The organism is Nocardia sp. NPDC059764, from assembly GCF_042732555.1.
Classification (GTDB): Bacteria; Actinomycetota; Actinomycetes; order Mycobacteriales; family Mycobacteriaceae; genus Nocardia.
Window position 1 is genome coordinate 1 of record NZ_JBHWHH010000138.1, and the last position, 19,350, is coordinate 19,350.

25 protein-coding genes and 1 pseudogene are annotated in these 19,350 nt (G+C 67.4%); 8 read left to right on the plus strand and 18 right to left on the minus strand.

Features of this window, described 5'->3' with window-relative positions; translation table 11 throughout:
- The 4 genes from ACFV4K_RS25855 to rimP all read right to left on the minus strand — a co-directional run.
- A partial coding sequence (locus ACFV4K_RS25855) for a translation initiation factor IF-2 N-terminal domain-containing protein (protein ID WP_379278356.1) occupies window positions 1-545 on the minus strand: 545 nt, incomplete at its 3' end.
- A gap of 107 nt (window positions 546-652) precedes the next feature.
- On the minus strand, window positions 653-946 hold the full coding sequence (locus ACFV4K_RS25860; protein ID WP_379278391.1) for a YlxR family protein: 294 nt from the start codon (window positions 944-946) through the stop codon (window positions 653-655).
- A gap of 231 nt (window positions 947-1,177) precedes the next feature.
- Window positions 1,178-2,227 (minus strand): transcription termination factor NusA, encoded by a 1,050-nt coding sequence (gene nusA, locus ACFV4K_RS25865; RefSeq protein ID WP_379278357.1) that lies wholly within the window; start codon window positions 2,225-2,227, stop codon window positions 1,178-1,180.
- On the minus strand, window positions 2,224-2,841 hold the full coding sequence (gene rimP / locus ACFV4K_RS25870; RefSeq protein WP_379278359.1) for a ribosome maturation factor RimP: 618 nt from the start codon (window positions 2,839-2,841) through the stop codon (window positions 2,224-2,226). The genes nusA and rimP overlap by 4 nt, the downstream gene beginning before the upstream one ends.
- A gap of 256 nt (window positions 2,842-3,097) precedes the next feature.
- Here rimP and ACFV4K_RS25875 point away from each other — a divergent pair, with 256 nt between their 5' ends.
- The 3 genes from ACFV4K_RS25875 (at window position 3,098) to ACFV4K_RS25885 (ending at window position 5,762) form a co-directional block, all read left to right on the plus strand.
- On the plus strand, window positions 3,098-3,691 hold the full coding sequence (locus ACFV4K_RS25875; RefSeq protein WP_379278361.1) for a hypothetical protein: 594 nt from the start codon (window positions 3,098-3,100) through the stop codon (window positions 3,689-3,691).
- Window positions 3,688-4,122, plus strand: coding sequence for a ferritin-like domain-containing protein (locus ACFV4K_RS25880; protein ID WP_379278363.1), 435 nt, complete (start codon window positions 3,688-3,690; stop codon window positions 4,120-4,122). Before ACFV4K_RS25875 ends, ACFV4K_RS25880 begins: the two co-directional genes overlap by 4 nt.
- Window positions 4,123-4,298: 176 nt before the next feature.
- Window positions 4,299-5,762: a three-helix bundle dimerization domain-containing protein gene (locus ACFV4K_RS25885; RefSeq protein ID WP_379278364.1), complete on the plus strand. Its 1,464-nt coding sequence runs from the start codon at window positions 4,299-4,301 to the stop codon at window positions 5,760-5,762.
- Window positions 5,763-5,769: 7 nt separating this feature from the next.
- On the opposite strand, the gene ACFV4K_RS25890 is transcribed toward ACFV4K_RS25885, so the two are convergent.
- From ACFV4K_RS25890 to ACFV4K_RS25905, 4 genes are all read right to left on the minus strand, one after another.
- Window positions 5,770-6,183, minus strand: a complete 414-nt coding sequence (locus ACFV4K_RS25890) for a hypothetical protein (protein WP_379278366.1) — start codon at window positions 6,181-6,183, stop codon at window positions 5,770-5,772.
- A 150-nt stretch (window positions 6,184-6,333) separates the two neighbouring features.
- Window positions 6,334-6,834, minus strand: coding sequence for a hypothetical protein (locus tag ACFV4K_RS25895; RefSeq protein ID WP_379278367.1), 501 nt, complete (start codon window positions 6,832-6,834; stop codon window positions 6,334-6,336).
- Between the two features lie 224 nt (window positions 6,835-7,058).
- Window positions 7,059-7,250, minus strand: coding sequence for a DUF397 domain-containing protein (locus ACFV4K_RS25900; RefSeq protein ID WP_379278369.1), 192 nt, complete (start codon window positions 7,248-7,250; stop codon window positions 7,059-7,061).
- The gene (locus ACFV4K_RS25905) at window positions 7,247-8,233 is read right to left on the minus strand and encodes a DUF5753 domain-containing protein (RefSeq protein WP_379278370.1); all 987 of its coding nucleotides are present in this window, start codon (window positions 8,231-8,233) and stop codon (window positions 7,247-7,249) included. Before ACFV4K_RS25905 ends, ACFV4K_RS25900 begins: the two co-directional genes overlap by 4 nt.
- A gap of 244 nt (window positions 8,234-8,477) precedes the next feature.
- Here ACFV4K_RS25905 and ACFV4K_RS25910 point away from each other — a divergent pair, with 244 nt between their 5' ends.
- Window positions 8,478-8,714, plus strand: a complete 237-nt coding sequence (locus ACFV4K_RS25910; RefSeq protein WP_379278371.1) for a hypothetical protein — start codon at window positions 8,478-8,480, stop codon at window positions 8,712-8,714.
- A 186-nt stretch (window positions 8,715-8,900) separates the two neighbouring features.
- Here the strand turns inward: ACFV4K_RS25910 and ACFV4K_RS25915 are convergent, their stop codons facing one another.
- From ACFV4K_RS25915 to ACFV4K_RS25930, 4 genes are all read right to left on the minus strand, one after another.
- Window positions 8,901-9,707 carry an LLM class flavin-dependent oxidoreductase gene (locus tag ACFV4K_RS25915; protein ID WP_379278372.1) on the minus strand — a complete coding sequence of 269 codons (807 nt, stop codon included), beginning with the start codon at window positions 9,705-9,707 and terminating at the stop codon, window positions 8,901-8,903.
- 95 nt (window positions 9,708-9,802) lie between these two features.
- Window positions 9,803-10,093 (minus strand): hypothetical protein, encoded by a 291-nt coding sequence (locus tag ACFV4K_RS25920; protein ID WP_379278373.1) that lies wholly within the window; start codon window positions 10,091-10,093, stop codon window positions 9,803-9,805.
- Window positions 10,094-10,162: 69 nt separating this feature from the next.
- Window positions 10,163-10,579: a nuclear transport factor 2 family protein gene (locus ACFV4K_RS25925; RefSeq protein WP_379278375.1), complete on the minus strand. Its 417-nt coding sequence runs from the start codon at window positions 10,577-10,579 to the stop codon at window positions 10,163-10,165.
- A gap of 678 nt (window positions 10,580-11,257) precedes the next feature.
- Window positions 11,258-12,709, minus strand: coding sequence for an amidase (locus ACFV4K_RS25930; RefSeq protein ID WP_379278376.1), 1,452 nt, complete (start codon window positions 12,707-12,709; stop codon window positions 11,258-11,260).
- A gap of 478 nt (window positions 12,710-13,187) precedes the next feature.
- Here ACFV4K_RS25930 and ACFV4K_RS25935 point away from each other — a divergent pair, with 478 nt between their 5' ends.
- Complete coding sequence (locus ACFV4K_RS25935; RefSeq protein WP_379278378.1) at window positions 13,188-13,385, plus strand: hypothetical protein; 198 nt, start codon at window positions 13,188-13,190, stop codon at window positions 13,383-13,385.
- Here ACFV4K_RS25935 and ACFV4K_RS25940 read toward each other — a convergent pair.
- The 4 genes from ACFV4K_RS25940 to ACFV4K_RS25955 all read right to left on the minus strand — a co-directional run bounded on the left by ACFV4K_RS25940 (window position 13,366) and on the right by ACFV4K_RS25955 (window position 15,782).
- Window positions 13,366-14,058: an IMP cyclohydrolase gene (locus ACFV4K_RS25940; protein ID WP_379278379.1), complete on the minus strand. Its 693-nt coding sequence runs from the start codon at window positions 14,056-14,058 to the stop codon at window positions 13,366-13,368. The two genes, ACFV4K_RS25935 and ACFV4K_RS25940, sit on opposite strands and share 20 nt — an antisense overlap.
- Before the next feature lie 8 nt (window positions 14,059-14,066).
- Window positions 14,067-14,624: a dihydrofolate reductase family protein gene (locus tag ACFV4K_RS25945; RefSeq protein ID WP_379278380.1), complete on the minus strand. Its 558-nt coding sequence runs from the start codon at window positions 14,622-14,624 to the stop codon at window positions 14,067-14,069.
- A 102-nt stretch (window positions 14,625-14,726) separates the two neighbouring features.
- Window positions 14,727-15,191: a YybH family protein gene (locus ACFV4K_RS25950; protein ID WP_379278381.1), complete on the minus strand. Its 465-nt coding sequence runs from the start codon at window positions 15,189-15,191 to the stop codon at window positions 14,727-14,729.
- A 9-nt stretch (window positions 15,192-15,200) separates the two neighbouring features.
- Window positions 15,201-15,782: an NADPH-dependent FMN reductase gene (locus tag ACFV4K_RS25955; protein WP_379278383.1), complete on the minus strand. Its 582-nt coding sequence runs from the start codon at window positions 15,780-15,782 to the stop codon at window positions 15,201-15,203.
- A 135-nt stretch (window positions 15,783-15,917) separates the two neighbouring features.
- Here ACFV4K_RS25955 and sigJ point away from each other — a divergent pair, with 135 nt between their 5' ends.
- Window positions 15,918-16,814, plus strand: coding sequence for an RNA polymerase sigma factor SigJ (gene sigJ, locus ACFV4K_RS25960; protein WP_379278385.1), 897 nt, complete (start codon window positions 15,918-15,920; stop codon window positions 16,812-16,814).
- A gap of 45 nt (window positions 16,815-16,859) precedes the next feature.
- Here the strand turns inward: sigJ and ACFV4K_RS25965 are convergent, their stop codons facing one another.
- Together ACFV4K_RS25965 and ACFV4K_RS25970 are read right to left on the minus strand one after the other, a co-directional pair.
- Window positions 16,860-17,597: an alpha/beta hydrolase gene (locus ACFV4K_RS25965; protein ID WP_379278387.1), complete on the minus strand. Its 738-nt coding sequence runs from the start codon at window positions 17,595-17,597 to the stop codon at window positions 16,860-16,862.
- 193 nt (window positions 17,598-17,790) lie between these two features.
- Window positions 17,791-17,892 (minus strand): annotated as a pseudogene (locus ACFV4K_RS25970) (type 1 glutamine amidotransferase domain-containing protein); the annotation flags it as partial.
- Window positions 17,893-18,126: 234 nt separating this feature from the next.
- On the opposite strand from ACFV4K_RS25970, the gene ACFV4K_RS25975 reads away from it, so the two are divergent.
- Window positions 18,127-18,780, plus strand: a complete 654-nt coding sequence (locus ACFV4K_RS25975) for a Uma2 family endonuclease (RefSeq protein WP_379278388.1) — start codon at window positions 18,127-18,129, stop codon at window positions 18,778-18,780.
- 282 nt (window positions 18,781-19,062) lie between these two features.
- Complete coding sequence (locus ACFV4K_RS25980; protein WP_379278390.1) at window positions 19,063-19,341, plus strand: hypothetical protein; 279 nt, start codon at window positions 19,063-19,065, stop codon at window positions 19,339-19,341.
- Window positions 19,342-19,350: the final 9 nt, after the last annotated feature.

Below are 19,350 nucleotides of genomic sequence, written 5' to 3' on the forward strand. Positions count from 1 at the left end.
GGACGCGGGGCCGGAGCGCCCGGACGCGGAGCGTCGGTACGCGGGGCCTGCGGAGCCGGAGCGGACGGAGCCGGAGACGCGGAAGCGGCTGCCGGAGCAGCGTTTTCGCGAGCGGCGGGCTTCACGGCCGCCGCCTCTCCGGGCCTACCCGGAGCCGGACGCGCTGCGGGAGCGGCCGGGGTCGCGGGCGATTCGGCACGGGCGGCCGGAGCCACCGGTGCGGCGGGGGCCGGAGCCGGAGCCGCGGGGGCCGGAGCCGCCGGGGTCGGACGCGGGCCGGGACGGGGACCGGCACCCGGGGTGGCCGGCTTGGCGGCCGGACGCGGGGTGCTGTCACCACTGGGCTTGGGCGCCGCCGGCTTGGCGGCACCGGAGGGGGCGCTCTTGGGTGCGAGCGACTCCCGCAGCCGGCGCGCGACAGGTGCTTCCACCGTCGAGCTCGCCGACTTCACGAACTCGCCCTGCTCCTTGAGCCGCGCGAGTAGTTCTTTGCTCGTGACACCGAGTTCTTTTGCCAACTCGTGCACGCGGGCCTTGCCTGCCACTGCTCTCCTCACTCAGAGGCCGAGCGTGACAGCCCGCTTACAACGGGGCGTCCGCACGACCTCGACTAATTTCGAAGGCCGATCATTTCTGGGACTTCACGGTGTGCTCATGAGTGCTCGTGCCTGTTCTCTACGTAATGCTCCAGGGCTGAGATATCCAGATGTCCGGACACTCGTAGTGCTCTGCCGATTGCTCGACGCCGAACTGCTTGACTCAGACAAACCGAAGAGGGGTGCAACCAAGCACCCCTTCCGGGAAGTCTGCGCCGCGGATCCGGAACGACCACAAGGGTTTGCCCACTCTCGGCAGACCCTTGCGCCACGACCCGCATCAGATCGACAGCCAGCTCGCGTCTGCGACATCCGATGCAGGTCCGGACGGGTGCTGATCGTGCCGGCACCCGCTCGGCGCGCGGAGAAGTCGAAGACTCGCGCTGAGCCTGCGTCCACTCTACCGCTCTCACGTCCTGATCTCCGCATCCGTACCCCTTGGAAGTTACCAAGCTGTCATCCCAGGGGTCTGTTTCACAAATCCATTTCCGACCGGGCCGGACCCATCGAGCAAGATCAGCCCGGTGCCGGGCGGCCGTGACCGAGCACGGTGGCGCCTCGATCCCGGCCGTGCGCGACCCTCAGTTCCGGTGCGTGTCGGAGCCGCCGGTCGCCGCCGCGGGACGCGCGCCGCCCTGCGGGTCGGCCGCCGCGTCCGAGCGGATGTCGATCCGCCAGCCGGTGAGGCGGGCCGCCAGGCGGGCGTTCTGGCCCTCCTTGCCGATGGCGAGGGAGAGCTGGAAATCGGGGACCACCACGCGCGCGGCGCGGGCGTCGGGGTCCACGATCGTCACCGACACAACCTTGGACGGGGACAGCGCATTCCCGACGAAGGCGGCCGGGTCCTCGGCGTAGTCGATGATGTCGATCTTCTCGCCCGCCAGCTCGCTCATGACATTGCGCACACGCTGACCCATCGGGCCGATGCACGCGCCCTTGGCGTTGACGCCCTGGACGGTCGATCGGACCGCGATCTTGGAGCGGTGCCCGGCCTCGCGGGCCACGGCCACGATCTCGACCGAGCCGTCGGCGATCTCGGGGACCTCGAGCGCGAACAGGCGGCGCACCAGGTTCGGGTGGGTGCGCGAGAGGGTGATCTGCGGGCCGCGCGGGCCGCGGGAGACGCCGACCACGTAGCACTTGATGCGGTCGCCGTGCTCGTAGGTCTCGCCCGGCACCTGCTCGGCGGGCGGGATGACACCCTCGGCGCCATGGGCTTCCGAGCCGATGCGGACCACGACGGTGCCGCGGGCGTTCATGCGCGCGTCGCGCTGCACCACGCCGCCGACGATGTCGCCCTCGTGGGCGGAGAACTCGCCGAAGGATTTCTCGTTCTCGGCGTCGCGCAGCCGCTGCAGCACCACCTGGCGGGCGGTGGTGGCGGCGATGCGGCCGAAGCCCTCGGGGGTGTCGTCCCATTCGGAGATGACATTGCCGTCGGCGTCGACCTCGCGGGCCATGACGCGCACGACACCGGTCTTCTGGTTGATGTCGATGCGGGCGTTGGGCTGGTGGCCCTCGGTGTGCCGGTAGGCGGTGAGCAGCGCGGACTCGATCGCGGAGATCACCGTCTCCATCGAGATCCCCTTGTCGGCGACAATCGCGCGCAGGGCTTCGATTTCGATGTTCATTCCACGATCCCTTCGGTCAGTGAATCGGATTCTGTTGTTTCGGTTTCGTTGTCCTCCCGGGCGCCCGGCTGGGGACGGCCCGGCGCTACTCCCCCCGCGAGCTCCAGCTCGGCCACGCCGGGCGGATTGAATTCCACCTGTACGACGGCCGAGTGGATGTCGGCGAGCGGCACCGTCACCCGGTGTGGCTTCCGCTTGCCGCCGAGGACCAGGGCGATGTCGGTGTCGGTGAGGACGCCGACCCTGGCCTCGAACGTGGATTTGCCCTTCTCCTCCGGTGATTCGGCGCCGGGAGCCAGGGTGATCTTGACCTTGCGCCCCTGCGCGCGCTGCCAGTGCCGCGGGCTGGTGAGGGGCCGGTCGATGCCGGGGGTGGTGATCTCCAGCAGATACGGGGTCTCGCCGAAGTCACCGGCGTCGTCGAGGGTCTGCGAGATCTCCGAGCTCAGTTCCGCGACCGCGTCCAGGTCCGGGGATCCGTCGCTGTCGACGGTCACCTTGACCTTGCTCGCTGGACCGGCAGCCGAGATCGCGACGCCTTCGAGGTCGAATCCTCGGCGTTCGACGAGCTCAGCAACTAGCTGGCTCACCCTTTCCTCGGTCGGCATCGGCATATGGGGCGGCTCCTGGTTCAGTTGTCACGGGTTGAGTTGTCTGCTTCGGCGAAATACCGGGCCGAAGGTCTAGCGTAACGCGCTGAAAGAGTGTAAAGGACCAGCCGACCCGCCTGAGTTCGGCATGGTCGGCCGTGCGGTGCCGCTGGCGCGTCGTGAGCGACGCGCCCACGACGGTTGCCCGTCGTCGCTGATCACAGCCTATCCGACCGCCCTCGCGCAGCAAGCTGTCCGCGACGGCTGGCACCATGTACCCGTGCCCAGCAGTCAGAGCGGCCTCATGGCCGATGTCGTCGGTCTCACGGTCCAGCCGGACCGAACCGGCTCCGCCCCCACCCCGATTTCCTCGCCCCGGTCCGATGCCGCGGTGAATCGGCGCTCCGTGCTGCGGCTGGCCGGGGGCGGCCTGCTGGTGGCGGCCGCCGCGGGCGCGTCGGCCGCGTGCACGAAGAACGAGCAGCCTGCCGCGCCGGATCCGCTGCTGGCGCAGGAGACCGCGGCGCTCACCGATGCCGCCACCGCCACCGAGGCCATCGCGACCACCCCCGATCGGGCGGGCGCGCTGAAGACCATCGCCGATCAGCGCACCGCGCACGCGCAGGCGCTGCGCACCGAAATCGACCGCGCCGTCGGCGTCTACGGCGACGGCACCACCCCCAGCCGCCGCACCCCGCCGCCCACCGCGATCGCCGCCATCCGCCCGACGTCGGTGGCGTCGCTGCGCACCCAGCTGAGCGCCTCGCAGCGTTCGGCCGCCGACCTGTCCATCGCCCTCTCCGGATTCCGCGCCGGGCTGCTGGCCTCGATCAGCGCCTGCTGCGGCACCCACGCAGGAGTCCTTCTCGCATGACCACCCTCGATCAGCAGGCGCTCATCGATGCCCTGAGCGCCGAGTACGCGGCGGTCTACGCCTACGGCGTGATCGCCGCCTACGCCAACCACGACCGGGACAAGCTGGTGGCCGAGTACACCGCCGCGCACCGGGCCCGGCGCGACGCCACCATCGACGCGTTGCGGGCCGACGGCGCGACGGTTCCCGAACCGGCCGCCGCCTACACCGCGCCGTTCCCGGTGAACGATCCGATCCCGGCGGCGCACCTGGCGGTGACCGTGGAATCCGACGCCGCGGCCTCCTGGCGGGCGGTGGTGGAACGCGCCACCGATCCCGGCGTGCGCCGCACCGGAATCGACGCGCTCACCGAATGCGCTGTGCGCCTTGCCACTTGGCAGTCCATCCTGGGCGCGAGCCCGGTGACCACACCCTTCCCCGGTAAGGCCTGATCGGATACCGGGAAACCGGTCCGCAGGGTTACCGGGAATTCGCCGCCTCCGCACTTTCCGTTTCCGTTCTCGATCACCGGGCACAACCCTGGATCGATAGGGTCTGTGCGGCGCGGCTCTTTTCGCATTTTTCCTGCCGTGCAACGAAATTCGGTGCGAGCTCGGAGGGAGATACCGTGGCGGTCGGTGCTGCGCGGGGAGAGAACGCTGCGCGGGAGGAGAAGGCCCTACGCGAGATGACGAATCGCCTGGTCGACGACTATGGCGAGGCGCATCCGCCGGAGCGGGTCGAGGCCGTGGTGGGTGCGGTGCGCAAGCGGTTCGAGGGGCATGCGGTGCGGGATTTCGTTCCGATTCTCGTCGAACGGATTGCGCGTCGGGAGCTGGATCCGAAACGTTCCAAGAACAGCGCGGGCCAGGTCGACTCGAGCAAGTCCGAGCCGGTCGCGGCGAATGGCGAGAGCGATTCGCCCGACGGCCACGGCGCGGACACCACGAGTGTGTTCGCGGCCGTCGCCGGCCGGTTCGTCCCGGCGCGGCTGGTCGAGAACAAGCGGGTGCTGGGTGTCGCGGCAGCCGGTGTGGCCGCTGTCACCGCACTCGGCGTGATTCTGGCTGTGCAGCAATCGGATTCGCCGTCGGACGGCGGTACGGCCGCGCCCGCGCTGACCACGGTGCGCGGGGTCGTCGGGTCGGAGAAGTCGGCGTTCTTCGACGATCCGAAGGTCGTCGACGCGCTGGGCAAGCACGGACTCGAGGTCGACGTCGAGCCCGCGGGGTCGCGGCAGATCGCGACCTCGGTGGATCTCGGCAAGTACGACTTCGCGTTTCCGTCCAGTTCGGCCGCGGCGGAGCGGATCCAGCGCCAGCGCGGGGTGAGCGGCAAGTACGTGCCGTTCTCCTCCCCCATGGCCATCGCCACCTTCAAGCCGATCGCGGACCTGCTGACCCAGGCCGGGATCGTGCAGACCGGCGCGACAACGACTTTCGACGTCGAGAAGTACCTGTCGCTGGCCGAGAAGGGGGTGCAGTGGACGCAGCTGGACGGCAACACGGCCTACTCGGTGCCCAAGAACGTGCTGGTCTCCACCACCGACCCGCGCACCTCCAACTCGGCCGCCATGTACCTGGCCGTGACCGCCTACGTGGCCAATGACAACACCATCGTGCGCGGCGCGAAGGCCGAAGACTATGCGGTGTCCCGGGTTTCGCGGCTGTTCACCCGTCAGGGCTACACCGAGTCCTCCAGTGACGGGCCGTTCAAGGACTACCTGGCCAATGGCATGGGTACGGTCCCGATGGCCTGGATCTACGAGGCCCAGTACGTCGACGCCGCGGTGCACAACCAGCTCAAGCCCGACATGGTGCTGATGTACCCCAAGCCCACGGTGATGTCCCAGCACACCGTCGTCCCGTTCAACGACAAGGGCGACCGGCTCGGTAAGCTCCTCACCACCGACCCCGATCTGCAGCGCCTGGCCGCCGACCACGGCTTCCGGCCGACCGACGTGAGCCTGTTCACGAAAGCCACCGCCGCCCACCAGGTCCCGGTCGACCCGAACCTGGTGAACCAGGTCGGTCCGCCCGACTACGACACCCTCGAACACCTCCTCGACGGGGTCGCCAAGTCCTACAACTGAGCCGAACCTAGTCGTCGCCCGCGATGATGACGGGCACCGAGCAGGAGGCCGAGCCCACCGCGAACAAGACCGCGGTGGGTTCCGGCGGTGTCTGCTCGCCGGCCGTCACCTCGACGGACAGTTCGGGCGTCGCGTCGGAGTCGATGGTGACGGCGTCGAAGGACAGCACATCGTCGCGAGCGTCCGCGCCCGCGGGATAGTCGGTGCTGTCGACCGTCAGGCTGTTGCGGGGGAAGGTCAGTCCCGAATCGGGGTCGACCCCGACGACGACGCGGACCTGCCCGGCCCCCGGCTGTCCGACGGGCGTCACCCGCACACCCACGCGCGCCGACGCCCCGCCCGGCGAGAGAGTCACCTGCTCCGGGCCGGGGTCGATGGTGAAGGAGAAGTCGATCTCGCCGGTGTGCCCACTCGTACCCATACTCTGCTCCTGATCGACGGGAGAAGGTTGCCGACATCAGTCTTCATGGTCGTCGGCCCGACGTTACCGCGACCGATCGCCACGACCCGGTAGCGACAGTGCGGGGATTCCGCGTTCGATGATGTCCGCGGCGAAGCGCCGAACAGCAGGTCAGCGGCCGCCGATGGCGGGTTCGAGGATGGTTGCGGCGTTCTGTGCGCTGACGCAGGTGTTTCCGTCGGCGTATGAGACCTCGATGCTCATGACGCCGGTGGCGGTGCGGAGGCTGACTGTGCATCCCAGTATGGTTTGCGGCCCGTAGAACGCGTCACGGCCGTTGATCTTGGTGACGGTCGGCGCCTGCCCGCCCGGGCTCTGGACCGCGGACTGGGCTGAGGCCAGGTATCCCTCATAGGTTCGGATGGGAGCAGCTGCGCTGGGGTGTTCGAGAGACAAGGTCTCATGACCGCTGAACGAGGTGAAGCGGCACTTCACCGAATAGTCGCCGATCGTCGGTACGTCCTTCTTGGTTTCCGGGTCGTATCCCGCGCTGCGAAGAGCGCTCTTCCGGATTTCCTTGCACGGGTCGAACATTCCCGTCGGCGAACTGTCCGAGTCCGAGCACCCACTGACCACACCGGCCGCGAGACCAGCCACGATCACGCCGATCAACTTCGTCCGCACACTTCCCCCGTCAACGCCTGCACACACGGCCACCTCAGCCGAGCAGGACGAGACTGTACCCGCCGAGAAGCCGTGACGGTGGGCCGGAGGTGTCGGCGGGCGACGCACACCTGCTCGATGAATCCGCCTGACCGCCTGGTGGGAGGTCAGCTCGAGGCCACGAAGCCCCCGTCGGGAAATCCGCACGGGGGCTTCGCCGTTCGCCGAGATTGTCAGCGACTCCAGATGCCGCTGTCGATGAAGTCGGACCACACGGCCGCGGGAAACTCCAGGATCGGCCCGAGGCCGCCGTCCTTCGTATCGCGCACCAGCGTGACCGCTGCGTCGTGCCGAACTTCGACACACTGCTTGCCGGAATCGGAGAAGCTCGATTTGTACCATTCGCCCATGACCGGCTTGTTCATGCCGCGTACTCCTTTGCGGTTCGGACCACCAGATCCCTGGTGTCATGTGGCGACAACGCTACCGCTCGCAGACCGTCGATCGCCCTCCGATATTCGTTGACCTCCTCGTCGTGTTCGTGGAAGACGCTGCCAATGGCTCCTTCGGCGAATACCACCGGCGGCAACGCCATACCGCTTGTGCCCTTGGGGATTTCGAGCAACATGAAGGCCTGCATGATCAGCCCCGGGTGCGGACCGACCGCGAACGGAATCAATCGAAGCTCGACGTTGTCACGGGTACTGGCGTCCGCGAGCCAACGCATCTGCTCCACCATGATCTCCGGAGATCCTGGCCGGTTCCGCAGGACCGCCTCGGAGATGAACGCTTCCAACCGGAATCCGGATTCATTCAAGCGGGCTTGCCGTTTCGCGGTCAGTTCGATTCGCCGTTCGGTGTCCACCGCGGACAGGCTGGGTTCGGTGATGTGGATGATCGCCCGCCGATAGTTGGGTGACTGCAAGATGCCCGGGACGATCACCGGCTGATGCACGATGACCACATCCGCCACGCCCTCGAGCCGGAGGAACTTCTCGAAGTTCGGTGCCACCTGATCGGTGTAGGCCTTCCAGAAGCCCTTCGAATTCCCTTGCGCTTTGGCGGCGCTGTCCTGGGCGCGGACCTCGTCCAGCAGCCTGAGCGCCTCGGCCCGGTCCGCCGGTGCCGCCCGATAGTACTCGAGCAGATCCTTGACCTGGGGCTTCGTGATTTTTGTCGGGGAGCCCTCCTCCATCCGCATCAGAACGAACCTGGTGACCTCGAGATGTGCCGCCGCAGCCGACAGGGCTGTCCGAGGAGCCTTGGATCGCACCGACTTCATGAAATTGCCGAAATCCATGCGAGAGACCGTCAAACCGGCCATTTTGTTAGCCTCGCTATCTGGGGAATGTTCCTTACGCACACGTGCGGATCGCACTTCTATTTTATTCGGCGCAACGTTGTCCATGCACGTATCGCCGCAATCATTTTGGGTGCATCCTTGACGTACCGAACATTCACCGGAAGCAACTGGGAGCCGTAATGCCTTGGGATGCTTGGGTTTTGATGTCCTTGACCGTCTCCGCAGCGATCGTCCTCATCTTCTGCCTCATCGAGGATTTGAGAAATTCCGGTCGGTATGGAAATAGGCCTCGCGGCCGTCACCGCCGGGGGCGGAAAGGAATGCGCTCGCGGCGGGAGGTGAATTCGCCGTGGACTCCTACGACCGATTGGAGGACTGCGACGTCGGCGACGACGAGCCGACGATGAACTCCGCGGAAGCCATGGAATCGATTGTCCTGCATCGTGACTGCCTCACGGCGCTGTGTGAGCGGAAGATGGCGGCGAGTCAGATCATCCGAGTCGCGTCCGAGCGGCGGCAGTCCGCCAAAGTCATTCAGTTCCCCGCCACCCGAACGGAGTCGAATCGTGTCCCGCGCGACCGGTGACCGCCACCGCGCACCCCGTCTCCCTCCGGCGACTCTCGTCGAGGCGAAGGCCGGGCTCGATCGCCACCGGGCGTGCGCCGACGACTGTAATGCCAAGCGGCACTATGAATCCGCCGTCCAGCGGATGGTGCGCGGCTGCGGCCCCGCCTGGAACATCTGGCCCGCCGGGGATCGGCCGCGCCCCGTCTAACGCCCCGCCAGCGCGGCCACGACCGGAGCGAACTTGTCCGCGACGTGGGCGCCGAACACGAAGTAGGAGAACCCGATCTCCTCGCGCCGCCGCTGGATCTCGTCGATCGCTGCGGCCGGATCATCCGGCAGCGCGGCCATCGCGTCGGCCGCATGCAGCGCGGCGGTGTCGGTGGAGGGCGGCGCCATATGCGGCGCGACCGTGTCCCCGACCACCGGCACGGCCAGCGCCAGTTCGGGTCCGTCGGGGGTGCGGAACTCCTGTGCCAGCTTCGCGACCTCCGCGCGAGGCTGATCGCCCAGCGCGAAGGTGACCGTGTCCGCCATCTCCGCCGCCAGCGCCCGAGCCTTCGGCCCGTACACGGCCATCGCCACCGGCGTGCGCCGCTCGGTTCCATCCAGTTCCCGCAGCATCCGCACGGCCTCCCGCATCTCCCCCAGCCGCTGCCCGGGTGGCGGCACCCCGTCGACCCCCTTCCCCGCCAACTCCTCCGCGATCCCCGGCCGCCCCACGCCGATCCCCATCTCGAACCGCCCCTCGGTCACGATCGACAGCGAATGCGCCTCCCACGCCGTCAACCACGCGGGCCGCAACGGCGATGCGTATACCCAGGTCCCCACCCGCACATCGGTCTCCGCCGCCACCGTCGCCAACATCGGCGCGGGCGCCGGCTGCATCTGCGGAAAGTCCGGCATCAGCAGCGTCGAATACCCATTCGCCGCGACCCGCCTCGCCTGCTCCCGCCAAGCCTTGACATCACTCCTGAGCGGCGCCACCACCCCGAATCGAAACGGCCTCGTCATCCCGAACTCCTGTCTCTAGGTCTACCCACAGGATTCGACGCCGCGTCCCCCCGAAATTCATCGCCGCACCCGCGACCCATCTCGTGAGCGGTGAACTACCCGCCCCAGGACTCCTCGCCGAACAACGGGATCTGCCGCGAGGGAGCGATCCCGCCGAGGCGGCGCAGACACCGCGCGCAGGTGACGTCCGCACGAGTCGGCTCCAACGCGGTGGGGTCCCACCCGGAGATCCCGGTGTGGCACAACAGTTCCGGCACTTCCTCCCCCGCGACCCATTGGCCGAGGCTGACTGCGTGCACGGTGCGACCCCGCCGAACGACCGCGTGCACACCGGGGGAGCCGAAGGTGGCCCGGGTGGAGGCGGCTAGGGGCCCGATGTCGGTCATACGCCCAACCATAAGGATGCGCACCGACAGCCACGGACCAGCCGACCGGGGTATCCCCGCCGAGCAGCGTCAGTGGGGTTGTTGTGCTTGGCCTTTGGCCCAGGCCCAGGCTGTCAGGAGCCAGTCGGTTTCCACCTTGCGCAATGCCAGGGTGAAGACAGCGCCGGTTTGCGTGACCGGCTCGCCCCGAACGTTGTAGCCGAAGGTCACCGGGACGACGACGTATCCGGTGGTGTCGGTGACATCGACATGACGGGGTTCACCGAGTTCGATGTGGTAGTCGGAAACACCGAGGTGCTCGCCTTCCGCGAGCGCGTCCCGCCACCAGTCCGCCGCGGCTGTCGGGCCCTGCCACACGTGCGGCGACATCCCGTCCAGAATCTGCATCGGATCGGCGCAGGCCGCGACCATCGCCTTCTCGTCACCCTTGTTGAACGCGTCGACGTAGCGGCGCACCGTCGCCATCGGATCGTTCGAGTCAGTCACCACAGCACTCCTTGCCTGTCTTGTTTCACACAGTGAATGCAGGTCAAGCACGCTCCTCGACGCCAACGCTAGCACCGTGCGATCGGATGGCTGAGAGCCCTTTCGGCCCTGGCTGGTATCGACACCAGCCAGGCTCGCTCCGACAGCGTCCGTCACGGCCTGGTCAGAGTGGTTGTGCGCTGGGCGATTCTGGCCGGTGCGCCGATCTCCAACGCGGTCCATACGGTGACGGCGTGGGGGCGGGTACCGACAATCACATTGCGGCGGATGGCGGATGCGCCCCGAGCCCGGCACAGCTTCTTTGTAGCTATCTATGACTTATCGTGCCGACGCGCTCTCGATTCGTGTCAGCGATCAGGGAATCAACCTGCTCGGATCTCGTCGATGACTATGGTTCGACGAAGGTGGGGCTGATTGGGGAGCGCGGAACCGCTCGGGTTCGGTTACTCCGTCGCGACCGTTTCACCTCGCCTGCCGGAGCTGATTACCGCACAGCTCCGGACACGATGCCCACTCGACCACTATCGGGCAGACATCGTGGTTCGACGGCCGGGTGGAACGCACAGACTCCCGTTCCACCCGGCCCCTCGCCTCAACGTGACCGGGGTCCTCACAATCATGCTCGGCGACAACGCGTTCGACGTCAGCCGGTGTTCCGGCCGTGGTTTGATTCGGCGCTCAGTGCGGCGCCTGGAAGCCGCCGATCTTCTCCTCGAGCAGTTCGGCCAGCCGCAGCGGGGTGCGGTCCTCGAACATCGGGCCGATGAGCTGCACTCCCACCGGCAGGCCCTCGGGAGACCGGCCCGTCGGTATGGCGGTGGCGGGCAGCCCGGGCATGGTGGCCATACCGGCCCAGACGAGCTGGTCGAAGTACGGGTACTCGACGCCGTCGATGTCGATGTGCCGGTTCTCCAGGCTGCCGTTGTGGTCGTGCGGGAACGCGGGAGTGGGCGTGATCGGGCACACCACGGCATCGAACTCGGCAAAGAGCCGCCGCCAGCCCTGGCGGTGGAGTTCGCGGCGGTTGTTCGTCTCGACCCAGTCGCGGTGGCTGAGCACCATGCCGCGCACCCGCGCGGCGTCGAGACTCCGGTCGTCCACGCTCAGGGCGGCGGCGCGGGTCCGCAGCTGTTCGTACACGTCAGCGGGGAGACTCGTGGCGGCGTTCGACAGCATCAACTGCATGTAGACCGTCGCCGCCTCGGTCGGGTCGGGCAGCAGCGGACTGTGCCGTTCGACGCGGGCGCCCGCGTCGGCGAGGGCGTCGGCTACCCGGTTGACGCCCGCTCGTACCGCCGATCCGGTCGGGATGAGCGGATGGTCCTCGATGATCAGGACACGGAAGTCGGCCAGCCGCCGGTGGCGTGCGGGCGGCAGGGCGAGGTCGTAGGCGACGCCGTGGGTCAGCGGGTCCGGTCCGGCCATCACGTCGAGCAGGAGGGTGAGGTCGCGGGCGGTGCGGGCCATCGGACCGACCACGGCGAGGTCGAGGTCGATCGGCAGGGCCGGCGTGGGCGGCGGCACCATGCCGCGGGTCGGCGCCAGCCCCAGCGACGGCTTGTGCGCGTAGATGCCGCAGAAATGCGCGGGGGTGCGCAGCGAACCGGCGAGGTCGGAGCCGATGGACAGTGCGCCGAACCCGGACGCCAGGGCAGCCGCCGAACCGCCGGACGACCCGCCCGACGTGCGGCTATGATCCCACGGATTGTTGGTGGTGCCGTAGATGTCGTTGAAGGTCTGGATATCTCGCAGCATCACCGGCACATTCGTCTTGCCGAGCACCACCGCGCCGGCAGCCTTCAACCGCGACACCTGGACCGCGTCCTCGGTTGGCACATAGTTCGCGTGCTGCGCAATACCCCAGGTCGTGGGCAGCCCGGCCATGTCGTAGGACTCCTTGACCGTGACCGGGATGCCGAGCAACGGCCGGTCCTCGCCGCGGGCGCGCGCCCTGTCGGCGTGGCGCGCGGCGGCCCGCGCACGATCGAAGTCGGGTACACAGATCGCGTTGATCGCCTTGTCATCGCGTTCGATCCGGGCGATCGCCTCGTCGGTCAGTTCCACCGAGGTCACCGCTCCGGCGCGCAAGGCAACCGCGAGTTCTTCGGCCGATTGAAGATTCCACTGCATGAATCCGACGCTATTGGGTTGCCGGACAAGACATAAAATGCCACTTCACGCAATCGAGAAAGTCGAACGGATGAGCTCGAATGCGGATTCGTTCCACGATATCCCAGGTCACAGCATCGGCCGGGCCGACTCGACGGGCGCACGCCATGAAATGCCGTTCGGCACAACGGGATAGACGTCACAACCTGGACCGCGTGGATAGTCCACCGCGGACGATCGCCGACAAAGCCCCGGGAAGAATTCTGCGCAGGTCGGGGCCATCAGCCGTCGTATCGATCCGGGAAATACATGCGTGAATCGGACGTGAGCAGTTACCCTGAATCAACAAATCGATAGCTGAAAGTTGCCTGGATCCTGCCGACGGCAGGATCGCCACTGCACACCGCTGTCCCCTACCGACCACTCGCGCGAGGGCGAGCCCGAAGGCGCGACAACCCCGCCAGGAGCCCTGGTCATGGCCGAAAACACCAAACCATCAATGCTTTCCCGCATTTCGGCGAAGCAATGGTTCGCCATCGCCCTGGCCATCCTGGCCCTGATATTCATCGCCGAGAACCGTCACCGCGTCGACATCGAATTCCTGCTGCTCACCATTCGCTCCCCCATGTGGCTGGTCCTGCTGGTCACCTTCGCCGTCGGCTGGCTCTCCGGTGTCCTCAGCCGACGCGGCCGCTGACCTCCCGCGCGACCGCGGCACCATTGTCGAAGGTGATCCCCGCCGCCGCGACCCGATAGCGCGGGTCGACGGCATCCCACGCCTCGGCGACGGGATCGGCCGTGGTGAACGCGACCGGGGTGAACTGGTGGTTCGGCTCGATGGTGACGCCGTCGGACTGGTAGGTGGAGAACATGATCCAGTTGTTCACGTCCCCCGCCTGAGTGTCGAGGCGAACACGCACCGGCGGCGCGTCACGGTCGCCGGTGGCGGCCGCGTTGATCGACGCGATGATCCGCTGGGTGTGGAGTTCGAGTGCGACCGATATCCGGGGCGTGTTGATCGGCGGGTCCGGCTCGTATCGGGTCGCGGCGATTCGGGAGTCGAGCCGGCCGTCGGCGAGTGCGCCGTGCAGCGGGACCGAATGGTCGCCGTTGGCGATGACGATCCCGTGGTGGTCGGCGATCACCGCCGGGTAATGCCGCAACTCGTCGTGCGGCCCGTCCTCCGTGGAGCGTGCCCGCACGACGACATTGCCGTCCCGGGTGGGATCGAGCACCCGAGCCTTCGACGCCCGGCTGCGGCCGGTCAGCACGACGAGCCCCTCCAGACGCCCCCGGCCCTCGGACCGGAAGCCGATCACCCTCCCCGGGTACGGGTTTCGGCGCATGAACTCCCGGATATCGATCGGCATCGCACTCCCTACTGGTCGCCGACTACGTAGCGCTGCATCAGCACGGTGTTGAAGTTTCGGGTCTCGACCAAGCCGAGGGGGATGCGCTTGTCGAGCGGCGGGAACATCGGGGTGCCGCCGCCGAGGATTATCGGTGCGACGAACAGTTGGTATTCGTCGATGAGGCCGTGCGGGATGAGGGAGGCGGCCAGGTTCGCGCCGCCGACCTCCATGACGCCGTCGCCCTCGGATTTGAGCTTGCGGACCACCTCGACCGCGTTCTCACTGATCAAGGTGCTGTTCCACTCGACCTCGGTGAGGGTTCGGGAGAAGACGTACTTGGGCTTGGAGGTCCAGAGCTCCCCGAACTCACGCATGATCGGGCCTTCGTCCTCGGGGACGTGAGGCCAGAAGTCCGCCATCAGTTCGTAGAGGCGGCGGCCGTGCAGGGCGATGTCGATGTCGCGGTATCGGTCGTTGTGGAACTGGTGGAGTTCCTCGTCCGGGTCGGTCCAGTCGATATGGCCGTCGCGGTCGTTGATGTAGCCGTCCAGGGACACGCTGATGCCATAGATCAGTTTCCTCATAGCCGAGTAGACCTCCTCCACGCTCGAAACTCATCGGTGCGCCGCGGATCCCGGCCATCATCGCATCCGGAGGTCGTGGCCGGGATACGCAGCGGGGTGGAATCACTCGGGTTGGAGGTCGATGGCGCTGGTGCCGGTGGTGACGTCGTAGGGGACGGAGACCTGGTCGTGGGCGATGAGCCAGGTGTTGTCGAGTTTGCGGAGGCCGTAGGTTACGCGGACCCACATGCCGGGGATTCGGTCGCCGGAATTGGTTGTGCCGGAGAGGCGGGCGAAGGCGTGGCCGTAGGCGACGTCGGTTCCGATGGTGAGGGTCAGGTCGCGGAGTTCGTAGGTCACGGAATCGAAGAACTGGAAGACCTTGGACCAGTTCGCGAGTTTGGCTTCTATGCCGACGTGCTGGAGTGGGGGTTCGACGTCGAAGGAGATGACGTCGGGGGTGTAGGCGTGGCGGATGGATTCGAGGTCCCTGGCGCGCAGGGCCTTCAGCACGCTGTCGATTCGGTCGCGGATCGCGGCCTCTTCGGAGGCGGTGCGGCCGGATTGAACGTTGTTGGTTGCGTTCACGATTCGCTCCTAGGAGTTGATGAGGGTGGATTCGGTGGACCGCAGGGGTGCGAGGGCGGTGGTCCAGGCGATGAGCTGGTCGAGGGTTTTGCCGAGGGCGGCGGTGTGGGCGTCGGTCGGGACGAAAGTGGTGTGGTTCTCGAAGTCGGTGAGGATCGAGATACCGACCTGGTAGCCGACATCCGCCAGGCCGAGGGCACTGCATACGGCGCGCAGTTGCACCACGGCGCGGGCGCCGCCGTTGACGCCGTACGAGACGAATCCGACCGCCTTGTTGTTCCATTCGGCGAACAGATGGTCCAGGGCGTTCTTCACGACGCCGGGGTATCCGCCGTTGTACTCGGGGGTCACGATGACGAACCCGTCGCAGGCGGCGATGCGTTCGGACCACGCGCGGGTCGACTCGTTCTCGGACGGGCCGAACATGGGAGGGACGGGCTCGTCGAAGTGCGGGAGGGGGTGGTCGCGCAGATCGATCAGGTCGTAGTCGGCGTCGCCGCGCGTCGAGGCCTGATCCAGGACCCAGTCGGCGACCTGCGCGCCTTTGCGGTTGGGCCGGGTACTGCCGAGGATGATGCCGATTCTGGTCATGACCGAACTCCTGCTCTACTGAACGTTGCTTGCCCTACCGACGAAGCAGCCGTCCGGAATGTCAGGCCGTCGCTCACATTCTTTGCCGCTACATCGTCGATATCGGTAATGGCACGCAGACCGAAGGAGCCGACCATGACCGACCCGCAGCTGCCCGCGGTGATGAACGAACGCCGCCAGCTGATCAACCTCGCCTACCGGCTGCTCGGGTCGCTGGCCGAGGCGGAGGACGTGGTGCAGGAGACCTACGCGCGCTGGTACGCGCTCACCGAACCGCAGCGGCAGGAGATCGAGACGCCCGGGGCGTGGATGACCACCGTCGCCAGCCGGATCTGCCTCGACCTGCTCGGGTCGGCGCGCGCCCGGCGGGAACGGTATGTGGGCGAATGGATTCCGGAGCCGGTCCCCGGCCGGACCGACTGGTTGGACGGGCTCGCCCCCGCCGATCCCGCCGACCGGGTCACGCTCGACGAGTCGATCAGCATGGCGTTCCTCGTCGTCCTGGACTCCATGACGCCCGCCGAACGGGTCGCCTTCGTGCTGCACGACGTGTTCCGGTACTCGTTCGCCGAAGTCGGAGACATCGTGGGCCGCTCCCCCGCCGCCTGCCGCCAGCTCGCCTCCAGCGCCCGACGCCGCATCGACACCTCCCGCGCACCGTCCGGCAGCGAACGCGCCGACGTGGTCCGGGACTTCAAAAAGGCTTGGGAGACAAGGGACATCGAGGCGCTCATCGGGCTGCTCGACCCGCGCGCGACCGCCATCGCGGACGGCGGCGGCCTCGCGCTCGCCTTCCTCGAGCCGATCATCGGGCGCGAGCGGATCGCACGGGCCTGGATGGAGATCGCCGCACGAGGGCTTCCGATGACGCTGATCGAACGCACCGTCAATGGACAGCCCGGTCTGGTCGCCGAGCTCGACGGCACCGTCGTCTCGGTCTACGCCTTCGACATCGCCGACGGGCGGATCACCCGCATCTGGGTGATCCGGAACCCGGAGAAGTTGCGACCCTGGACATCCGGGCGCGCCTGACGGCATCGCCGGGCCGACAGCTGGTGCCGGCCCGGCGACCATCCGCTACGTCAGATGCCGGCCGAAGAAGCGGTTCGCCGCTTCCCCCGCATGCTGCGGGACACCGGTGTGCCCGCCCATATTCGCGTTCAGCGTCTTCTCCTTCGACCCGAACGCGTCGAACAGGTCAAGGGCCATCTGCCGGTCGTTCCCCTCGTCGTCCCACTGCAACAGGACGTGCAGCGGAATGGTGACCTGGCGAGCCTCCTCCATGATGGCCCGGGGCACGAAACTCCCCGCGAACAGGACCGCCGCCGCGATGCGCGGCTCGACCACCGCCAGGCGGGTGCCGATGGAGATCACCCCGCCCGAATACCCGACCGGGCCGCCGATCTCGGGCCGGTCCAGGAGGGCGTCCAGGGCGGCCTGCCATTCCGGGACCGCCTGGTCGACCAGCGGAAGGACCAGCCGGTCGATGATGTCGTCGGTGACCGGTTCACCGGACCGCAGCGCCCGCTGCAGATCGGCGCGGGCCTGATCGACGCCTGCGGAACGGGGTCGTACTCCGCTGCCGGGGAGTTCGAGGGCGGCCGCCGCGTAGCCCGACGCCACGGCGGATCGGGCCCTGCCCAGCAGTCTCGGGTACATCGTCGGCAGCCCGGCGGCGGAATGCCCGATCAGGATCAGCGGCGTCGGTGCGGCGACGGTCGTGGGCGTCCACAGGATGCCGGGGATCTCGCCGAGAGTGAATTCACGCTCGAGGATGCTGTCATCGTCGAGGCGCTTCTCTGAAATGAATTGCATGGTCTTGCCTTTCGGGAGAGCACAGAAACGGCGCTCCCGGGCGGCTTATCGCCCGACCATGACTCCTGAGGGGAGCACCCATGTCGATACTGCGTTCACGGGTATCACCTCCTCGCTCTCTGGCACGGCCTCCGGGAAGGTAACAGTGCCCGCGGCGGGGCGTCAAAGGGTTTTCGCTGCGACTCCGACCTGGTCAGAGCAGGGCGGCGACCTTCTTCGCCGTCTCCTTCGCCGACCCGGGATTCTGGGCGGTGACCAGATTGCCGTCGACCACGGTGTAGGAGACGAACGGCAGCACCCTCGCCCTCCTCCAGGAAACCGCCCTCCAACGCCGAGCCCTCCGCCGCTCCCGCACCTGGCTCACCACCCGCGCAGCCCTGGCGGATTCGGTGCGCTGACCCGCACCGAGGCGGCCATCCAGCGACCCGCACGGCACCGAATTCTCGTATGACGGTGGCCATCAGGGGGTTTCATGACAAGCGGCGAGCGACGCGTTGGATCGGGGCCGGGTCTCGGTAGCATGGCCGGTATGCCGACCCCGCCCGTCGAGCGACCCGACCTTCCGCAGTTCATGACATGGGAGGAACTCGAGAAGCTGCCCGATGAGATCGCCGGGCAGATCGAGCTGTGGGCGGGCCGAGTGGTGTGGGTCCGCAGGGGCCCGGCCGAGCATCAGGACTATTCGGTGGAGCTGCGCAATGCGCTGCGACGATGCGCCCGGGAAACCATGGCGGCACAGCCTCAGCACTGCTGGCGGGCCTCGACCGAGACGAACATCTTCTTCGGCGCGACCGGGAAGTCCGATTTCGTCACGCCGGATTTCCTCGTCTACCGGTGCCCCGAGCAGGACTACCAGGACATACGCGCGAGTGCCGTGCTCATCGCCGGTGAGGTGCTGTCACCGTCGAACACCGAACGCGATATCGAGGCGAAGAAGGCGCGTTACGCGGGAGCGGGCATCCCCTGGTACTGGGAAGTCATCCTCGGCCGAGACCCGCGGCGGATCTCCACAATTCGCGCCTACGGTCTGGAAACCGGACATGCCAGCCTGCCGGAAGGCGTGACGTCGCTGCGGCCCGCCAACTACATCGTCGCGGGCGAGTGGGATTCCGGCACGTCGGCGGCCATCGCCTTCGACCACCCATTCCCCATCCACATCGCCTGGGACGAAATCGAATTCTGATTCGGTGGGGCCAAGCCGTTCATGTCGGCTGAGCCCTCGGCCATGACGCGTAGGACGAGGATGGCGGCGATCAGGGCGATCAGGAGGCCCAGGGCCGCGCCCAGGAGGATCCAGGCTGCGTCTCCGAGTTTGCGCCGCATCGGGCCCCCTTCAGGGATTCGGAATCGAACCTGACGCTATCGGAAGTGCGTGGAGCGGGCGGATGCTCGTCGGGATCTTATTCCGTTGCCCGCCTGGGGGTTTGCGTTGACAATGGGGCCCACTCGACGGGGGAGGAAGCTCGTGAATCTGGATTTCGGTGTGCACCCGCTGTTTTCGTGGTACGTCGTAGTACTACTGGTGAGCGGGATCGTTCTGTGGATCCTGGTGATCCCGCCGCGGTTGGACTGGTGGTGGCGGCTGGCCAACGCGGCCTGCGGCAGCCTGTGCGCCGGGTATGGAGTTTATCTCGCATTCTTCTATTACTCGGGGACCTACCTGGTGATTCTCCAACTCTTCCTACTACCGGCCATGCTCGTCGTCATCTCCGTGTCGGCACTGCGCGGGGACTCGAAGGGGTGACACGAAAGT